Source organism: Salinisphaera sp., assembly GCF_035690525.1.
Classification (GTDB): Bacteria; Pseudomonadota; Gammaproteobacteria; order Nevskiales; family Salinisphaeraceae; genus Salinisphaera.
In genome coordinates this window covers 1-6,855 of the sequence record NZ_DASSKM010000040.1, presented here as the reverse complement: position 1 = coordinate 6,855, position 6,855 = coordinate 1, and the positions used below count along the sequence as shown (strand labels likewise).

Here is a 6,855-nt window from a genome sequence, read left to right as displayed (position 1 = left end):
ACGGCGATGGCCGGGTAGTCGAGCAGATCGGTGTCGCCCAGCGCGTACAGCCAGGGCGGCGGCGGGTCGAGTTCGGCCAGCGCGGCCGGATAGGCGGCATCGCCGAGGCTGATGAAATGATGATGTTCTTCGGCCAGCCATGCTTCGGCGGTGTTTTGAGCGTCGCCGGGCGCCGCCGCCAGCGCCCGGCGCGCCGAGGCGGGCAGTCCGGCTTCGCGCCAGCCGGAATCGCCGGCGGCCAGGGCGGCCGAGGCGCTGCCGAAGCGTGCGATCAGACGGCCGGCGAGCACGGCGCCGATGCCGGATGTGGTCGCCAGACGCAGCCAGGCCGCGCGTTCGGTCATGCCGGGTCGGGCGTATGCACCACGTCGCCGACGTGGATGGCCTGCGTGGCGTGCATGATCAGCCCGAAACTGACCTGATCATCGACCTTGAACACCATCAGATATCCGGCTTCGACCTCGGGCAGTTCCACTTCGCCGCCGGCCACCGGATCGGGCACGGTGCGTCCGGACTCGTAGATCTTGAGCACGTCACCGCGGCGCACTCCGGCGTTACGGCCGCGATCGAGCGTGACCACGTCGTACTGGCCGATCTCGCGCACGCCGCCGTAGACCGAGATGATGTGCGCGCTGATCGGCTGGTCCGGCGTATGCGGATAAAAATCGCGCAGCAGATTCTCGTCGGTCACCGGCAACAGCCGATCGCCGCGGTGCGCCTCGCGATAGCTCTTGTCGATGGTGGCGGTGGCGATCGAGTCGGCCGAGTCGCCGAAGGTGTGGATGGTCACGCGGCCGACCGGCAGCGCCTTGCGCCCGATAATTTCGTTGCTCCGCGCGTCCCGATACGGGCCGGCGGGATGGACCAGTTCGTAGTGATCGGGCCCGGCGGGGGAAGCGCCGCGCACGTAGACGGTCGAGCCGTTGCCGGCGACCAGGTGCTGATCCTCGAACGAAACCACGTAGGGCGCGTCGGCCAGCGTGGCCTCGTCGACCGGCCGCGGGCTTTCCAGGAAATTGCGAATCGCGGAATAGGGGACGACCGGGATGGTTTGGGGCAGCGGCTGTTCGCGCACCCGCGGCTCCAGATGAACCGTGCGATCGCGCGTCAGGTGTGGCCGGCCGTCCATGCCGCGGGTAAGAACCAGCACGTCGCCGGGATAGATCAGATGCGGGTTGGCGATATCGGGGTTGGCGTCCCAGAGCTGGGGCCAATACCACGGGTCGTCGAGATATTTGCCGGCGATGTCCCAGAGCGTGTCGCCGCGTTTGACCACGTAACGCAGCGGGGCGTCGTCGCGCATGTGACCGGCCAGAACGGACGTGGCCAGGCGCCTGGGCATGGGCATGGGCTTGAGCGCGGGCGGCACGGCCAGCGGCGTGGTCGCGCCCACATCGGCCGGCGCGCCGCGCGCCGCGGTTGCCGTGCCCGGCTCGCCGCCCGGCGCGTGGGCGCAGCCCGCCAGTGTCAGCGCTAGCGCCAGCCCAAGTCCCAGGCCAAGTATCAGGCCAGGCCCGAGCAGACGCCGTCCCCCAATTCGGATATGCCTCAAACCGTTATACTCCCGCAATTCGATCGCCGGCGGCGCACCCCGCCCCGCGTCGACAATCGATGTCAACTGCCGACAGAATATGGCCATTCTCGAAATTTTGCATTTCCCCGACCCGCGGCTGCGCAAGGTCACCGAGCCGATCACGGTCTTCGACGACGCGCTGTCGCGTTTCATCGACGATATGTTCGAGACTATGTACGACGCGCCGGGCGTCGGTCTGGCGGCCACCCAGGTTGGCGATACGCGCCGGGTTGCGGTCATGGATTGCTCCGAGGACAAGACCGAACGCATCGTCATGTGCAATCCGCGCATCCTGAGGTCCGAGGACGAGGAGATCGTCGACGAGGGCTGCCTGTCGGTGCCGGACCACTACGACCGCGTGACCCGGGCCACGCGTCTGCGCTTTGCCGCCGCCGATCGCGACGGCCATGAATACGAGATGGACGCCGAGGGCCTGCTGGCCCAGTGCGTGCAGCACGAACTGGCCCATCTCGACGGCGGCCTGTACGTCGACAAGCTCTCGCGGCTCAAGCGCGAACGGATCCGGCGCAAGCTGGTCAAGGCGGCTCGCCAGGCCGACGGCGCGGATGCGAAATAACGTCATGCGCGTGGTATTTGCCGGCACCCCCGAGTTCGCGCTGCCGAGCTTGAACGCGATCGCGGCCGGCGGACACGATCTGGTCGGCGTGTTGACCCAGCCGGATCGGCCGGCCGGGCGCGGGCGCAAACTCAAGCCGTCGCCGGTCAAGGCGGCCGCACTCGATCTCGGGTTGCCGGTGTTTCAGCCGGAGAAGCTCAAGCGAAACCAGCAAGCGATCGCGCAGCTCGCGGCGCTCGCGCCCGACGTGATGGTGGTTGTGGCCTACGGCCTGATTCTGCCGCAGACGGTGCTCGATCTGCCGACGCACGGCTGTATCAACGTGCATGCCTCGCTGTTGCCGCGCTGGCGCGGCGCGGCGCCGATCGCGCGGGCGATCGAGGCCGGCGATGCCGAGACCGGCGTGACCCTCATGCAGATGGACGCCGGCCTGGATACCGGCGACATGCTCGCCGTGCGCCGTATGCCGATCGACGAGACGACCACGGCCGGGGCGCTGCATGACGCATTGGCCGCGGCCGGCGGCGCTGCGCTGGCCGATGTGCTCGACGCGCTGCCGGGCGGCCTCGCCCACACGCCCCAGGACGACGCCGGGGCGACCTATGCGGCGATGCTCGACAAGGCCGAGGCCGCGATCGACTGGTCGCGGCCGGCGGATCGCATCGCGCGGCTCGTGCGCGCGTTTTCGCCGTGGCCGGTGGCCCACGCCGAGCTCGACGGCGAGCGGGTGCGATTCTGGCGGGCCGTCGCGCGAAACGCCGCGGCCGACGCCGAACCGGGCACGGTGATCGCGGCATCCCGCGACGGCATCGATATCGCCGCCGGCGCCGGGGTGCTGCGCGTCACCGAACTGCAGTTGCCCGGCAAACGGCGCATGAGCGCGGCCGACGCGGCCAACGGGCGCGCCTGGGTAGGCGTGCGCTTTGGCTGAATCGACGGGTACGGCGGCGCGGGCGCACGCCGCGCGCGCGGTCGCGGCCGTGATCGACGCCGGCCGCAGCCTGGACGCCGCTATCGCCGCCTGGCCGCGCGAATTGGCCGGCGCCGATCGCGCGCTGGCGCGGCTGCTAGCTTATGGCACGCTGCGCGAGTACCGCCGATTGGGCGCGCTGCTTGCTCCGCGCCTGAACAAGCGTCCCCAGCCGCTGCTCGACGCGTTGCTACGGGTCGGGCTCTATCAGCTCGAATATACCCGCGTACCGCCGCACGCGGCCGTGCATGCGACCGTGGCGGCGGCCGGGAAGCTCAAGCTGTTCAAGGCGCGCGGCCTGGTCAACGCGGTGCTGCGCGGCCATCAGCGGCAACCGACGGCGCCCGACGATGGCGGTATCGATGCCGGTATCGATGCCAGCGCCGCGCTGCGCTACAGCTATCCGGACTGGCTGGCCGCCATGATCGCGGCCGACTGGGGCGAGGCCGCCACACAAGTGCTGGCCGCCGGCAACGCCCGGGCGCCGATGCACACGCGCGTCAACCGGCGCCGGGGCAGCCGCGAGGCGCTGCATGAGCGCTGGCGGCGGCAAGGGCTTGACGCCGAACCGATCGAGCACGCGCCCGACGGCCTGACGCTGGCCGAACCGATCGCCGCCGAGCGTTTGCCGGGCTTCGCCGAGGGCGCGGTCTCGGTTCAGGACGGGGCGGCACAGCTCGCGGCCGAACTCGTCGCCCCGCGGGACGGCCAGCGCGTGCTCGATGCCTGCGCCGCACCCGGCAACAAAAGCGCCCATCTGGCCGAGCGGGCCGATATCGAGCTGACCGCGCTGGATATCGATGCCGACCGGTTGGCCACGCTGAAGGCGACGTTCGCGCGTCTTGGCCTGGCCGCCGCGGCGCGTGTCGGCGACGCCGGCGAGCCGTCCGCATGGTGGGACGGCCGCGCCTTCGACCGTATTCTGCTGGATGCGCCGTGCAGCGGCACCGGCGTGATCCGCCGCCACCCGGATATCAAGTGGCTGCGCCGCGAAACGGATATCGCCGCTGCAACGGCCCGTCAGCGCGCGCTGCTGGACGCGCTCTGGCCGCTGCTCGCGCCGGGCGGCCGCCTGGTTTATGCGACCTGCTCCATTCTGCGGGTCGAGGGCGCCGGCGTCCTCGGCGATTTTCTCGCGGCAACGCCCGATGCGCGCGAGGCGCCGATCGAGCCCGGCTGGGGCCGCGCCGAACCGGTCGGGCGCCGTATCGCGCCCGGCGATCATGGTTTCGACGGTTTCTATTACGCGGTGCTCGAGCGGCAACAGTCCCTATGATTGGCGTACAGACTTAAGTAACTCTACCAATTGGAAAGAGGGGCGCCGGTCGCCAAGGTTTGGCCGTCACGCATTGCATGCTAAACGGAGCAAAATCATGGCAGGCCAACTCAAAGGCAAGAAGATCGCGTTTTTGGTCGCGGACGGTTTCGAGCAGATCGAACTGACCCGACCGTGGCAGGATATTTCCGACGCCGGCGCCGAAGTGCAGCTGATTTCGCTCCACTCGGGCGAGGTTCAGGGCATGGACGGCGACATCAACAAGGCCGATACCTTCAAGGTCGACAAGACGGTCGACGAAGTCGCGGCATCCGACTACGACGGCTTGATCCTGCCGGGCGGCACCATCAACCCGGACGGTTTGCGGGTCAATGAAACCGCGGTTTCTTTCGTGCGCGACTTCTTCAAACAGCACAAACCGGTGGCCGCGATCTGCCACGCGCCGATCACCCTGATCGAGGCCGGTGTGGTCGACGGGCGCACGCTGACCTCGTTCCCGTCGATCAAGACCGATTTGCAGAACGCCGGCGCGAATTGGGTCGATCGGGAAATGGTTTGCGATGAAGGCTTAGTGACCAGCCGCTCACCGGACGATCTGGACGCCTTCTGCAGCAAGGCGATCGAGGAGTTCGCCGAAGGCAAGCACGAGGAACAGACCACCTGATCTCTAGGCTATCGATCCACGGCCCTGTTGCCGTTGCATACGGCAACAGGGACTTATCGATGATAAGCGGCGCCGCGCATCGGCACGCCGCGTTCGGCCAGATAGTTCTTGGCCTGTTGAATGGTGTATGTGCCGAAATGGAAGATCGAGGCCGCCAGCACGGCATCGGCGTGGCCTTCCGTGAGGCCGTCGTAGAGATCTTCGAGACTGCCGACGCCGCCCGAAGCGATCACCGCCACCGAGACCGCGTCGGATACGGCGCGCGTCAACCGAATATCGAAGCCGGATTTGGTGCCGTCGCGATCCATGCTGGTCAACAGCACTTCGCCGGCGCCCAGCGACACCAGCTTGCGGGCCCAGCCGATGGCCTCGATGCCGGTCGATTTGCGCCCGCCGTGGGTAAATATCTCGTAGCGGGGTTCTCCTTCCCGGGCGGTGTTCTTAACGTCCAACGCGACGACGATGCACTGGCTGCCGTAGCGGTAAGCGGCCTCGGCCACGAATTCGGGGTTGCCGATGGCGGCGGTATTGATCGAGACCTTGTCCGCGCCGGCCGATAGCAGACGCCGTATATCGGACAGGGTGCGCACGCCGCCGCCCACGGTCAGCGGGATGAAGACCTCGCCGGCCACTTGTTCGACCACGTTCATGAGCGTGCTACGGTCTTCGTTGGAGGCCGTGATGTCGAGAAACACCAGTTCGTCGGCGCCCTGCTGATCGTAGCGGCGGGCGATCTCGACCGGGTCGCCGGCATCGGCGATATCGAGAAACTTCACGCCCTTGACCACGCGGCCCTTGTCGATGTCCAGGCAGGGGATGATGCGTTTCGCGAGGGACACTCAGCCTCCTTTGCCGCGTTCGTCGACGCGCTTGCGGGCCGCCGCCAGATCGAGCGTGCCTTCGTAGATCGCCCGGCCGATCACCGCGCCGGCCACGCCGTCGGCCTCGGCGGCCAGTACGGCGTCGATATCGGCCATGTCGGTCACGCCGCCCGAGGCGATCACCGGAATGGTGAGTTGCCCGGCCAGCGCGCGCGTGGCCTCGATGTTCAGGCCCGACATCATGCCGTCGCGGCTGATGTCGGTATGAATGATGGCGACCACGCCGTCTTCCTCGAACTGCCGGGCCAGATCGGCCACCGTATGGTTGGACAGCTTGGACCAGCCGTCGGTCGCCACCATGCCGTCGCGCGCGTCGAGCCCGACGATGATGTGGCCCGGGAATTCGATTCCGACATCGGCCACGAAATGCGGCTCGGAGACGGCCCGGGTGCCTAGGATCACGAATTCCACGCCGCGCTCGAGATAAGTCTCGATTCCGGGCTCGTCGCGAATGCCGCCGCCGACCTGGACCGGAACGGGGCCCGCGGCGTCGACGATGTCGCCGATGATGCGGTCGTTAACCGGATAACCCGCTTTGGCGCCGTCGAGATCGACCACGTGAATGCGGTCGGCCCCTTGGTCGATCCAGCGCTGGGCCACGGCCACGGGGTTGTCGTCGAACACCGTGACGTCGTGCATGTCGCCCTGGCGCAGGCGTACGCATTGACCGTTCTTGATGTCGATGGCAGGGATGAGTAGCACGCCGTTTTCTCCTCGCTCCAGGACCTGTTACTGCTTCACACGGCACCGCGCCGACGGCTATTTTTTCGCAAGACAAGGCGCAGCGAGTGTAGTGTAGCCGTGCTACATAAGCGAGCTGCAACGCTGGATTGCGGAAAAATAGCCGCCGGCCCTTCGGGTTGCGGCCCCAAATCGCGCCATCCGGCGTTGCAGAGCTTGACCGCAGAATGACT

General features: G+C 67.8%; 7 protein-coding genes and 1 pseudogene. 4 read left to right on the top strand and 4 right to left on the bottom strand.

Annotated elements, in window-relative coordinates; genetic code table 11:
- Together VFJ08_RS02975 and VFJ08_RS02970 are read right to left on the bottom strand one after the other, a co-directional pair.
- Positions 1-344: pseudogene (locus VFJ08_RS02975) on the bottom strand (DNA-protecting protein DprA); the annotation flags it as partial.
- The gene (locus VFJ08_RS02970) at positions 341-1,552 is read right to left on the bottom strand and encodes a LysM domain-containing protein (protein WP_324995002.1); all 1,212 of its coding nucleotides are present in this window, start codon (positions 1,550-1,552) and stop codon (positions 341-343) included. The pseudogene VFJ08_RS02975 and the gene VFJ08_RS02970, both read right to left, overlap by 4 nt.
- 79 nt (positions 1,553-1,631) lie before the next feature.
- On the opposite strand from VFJ08_RS02970, the gene def reads away from it, so the two are divergent.
- The 4 genes from def (at position 1,632) to VFJ08_RS02950 (ending at position 5,060) form a co-directional block, all read left to right on the top strand.
- On the top strand, positions 1,632-2,150 hold the full coding sequence (gene def / locus VFJ08_RS02965) for a peptide deformylase (protein WP_324995000.1): 519 nt from the start codon (positions 1,632-1,634) through the stop codon (positions 2,148-2,150).
- Between the two features lie 4 nt (positions 2,151-2,154).
- Entirely contained in the window at positions 2,155-3,081 is a 927-nt protein-coding gene (gene fmt / locus VFJ08_RS02960; protein WP_324995006.1) for a methionyl-tRNA formyltransferase, read from the top strand.
- Positions 3,074-4,396: a 16S rRNA (cytosine(967)-C(5))-methyltransferase RsmB gene (rsmB, locus tag VFJ08_RS02955; protein WP_324994998.1), complete on the top strand. Its 1,323-nt coding sequence runs from the start codon at positions 3,074-3,076 to the stop codon at positions 4,394-4,396. The genes fmt and rsmB overlap by 8 nt, the downstream gene beginning before the upstream one ends.
- Before the next feature lie 97 nt (positions 4,397-4,493).
- Positions 4,494-5,060 carry a type 1 glutamine amidotransferase domain-containing protein gene (locus VFJ08_RS02950; protein ID WP_324994996.1) on the top strand — a complete coding sequence of 189 codons (567 nt, stop codon included), beginning with the start codon at positions 4,494-4,496 and terminating at the stop codon, positions 5,058-5,060.
- 53 nt (positions 5,061-5,113) lie between these two features.
- On the opposite strand, the gene hisF is transcribed toward VFJ08_RS02950, so the two are convergent.
- Both hisF and hisA read right to left on the bottom strand, forming a co-directional pair.
- Entirely contained in the window at positions 5,114-5,899 is a 786-nt protein-coding gene (gene hisF, locus VFJ08_RS02945; protein WP_324994994.1) for an imidazole glycerol phosphate synthase subunit HisF, read from the bottom strand.
- Positions 5,900-6,643, bottom strand: coding sequence for a 1-(5-phosphoribosyl)-5-[(5-phosphoribosylamino)methylideneamino]imidazole-4-carboxamide isomerase (gene hisA / locus VFJ08_RS02940; RefSeq protein ID WP_324994992.1), 744 nt, complete (start codon positions 6,641-6,643; stop codon positions 5,900-5,902).
- Between the last annotated feature and the right edge of the window lie 212 nt (positions 6,644-6,855).

Bases quoted from the DNA above. Each gene is read 5' to 3' on its own strand.
- fmt (WP_324995006.1), top strand. From the start codon at position 2,155: ATGCGCGTGGTATTTGCCGGCACCCCCGAGTTCGCGCTGCCGAGCTTG.
- VFJ08_RS02950 (WP_324994996.1), top strand. From the start codon at position 4,494: ATGGCAGGCCAACTCAAAGGCAAGAAGATCGCGTTTTTGGTCGCGGAC.
- def (WP_324995000.1), top strand. From the start codon at position 1,632: ATGGCCATTCTCGAAATTTTGCATTTCCCCGACCCGCGGCTGCGCAAG.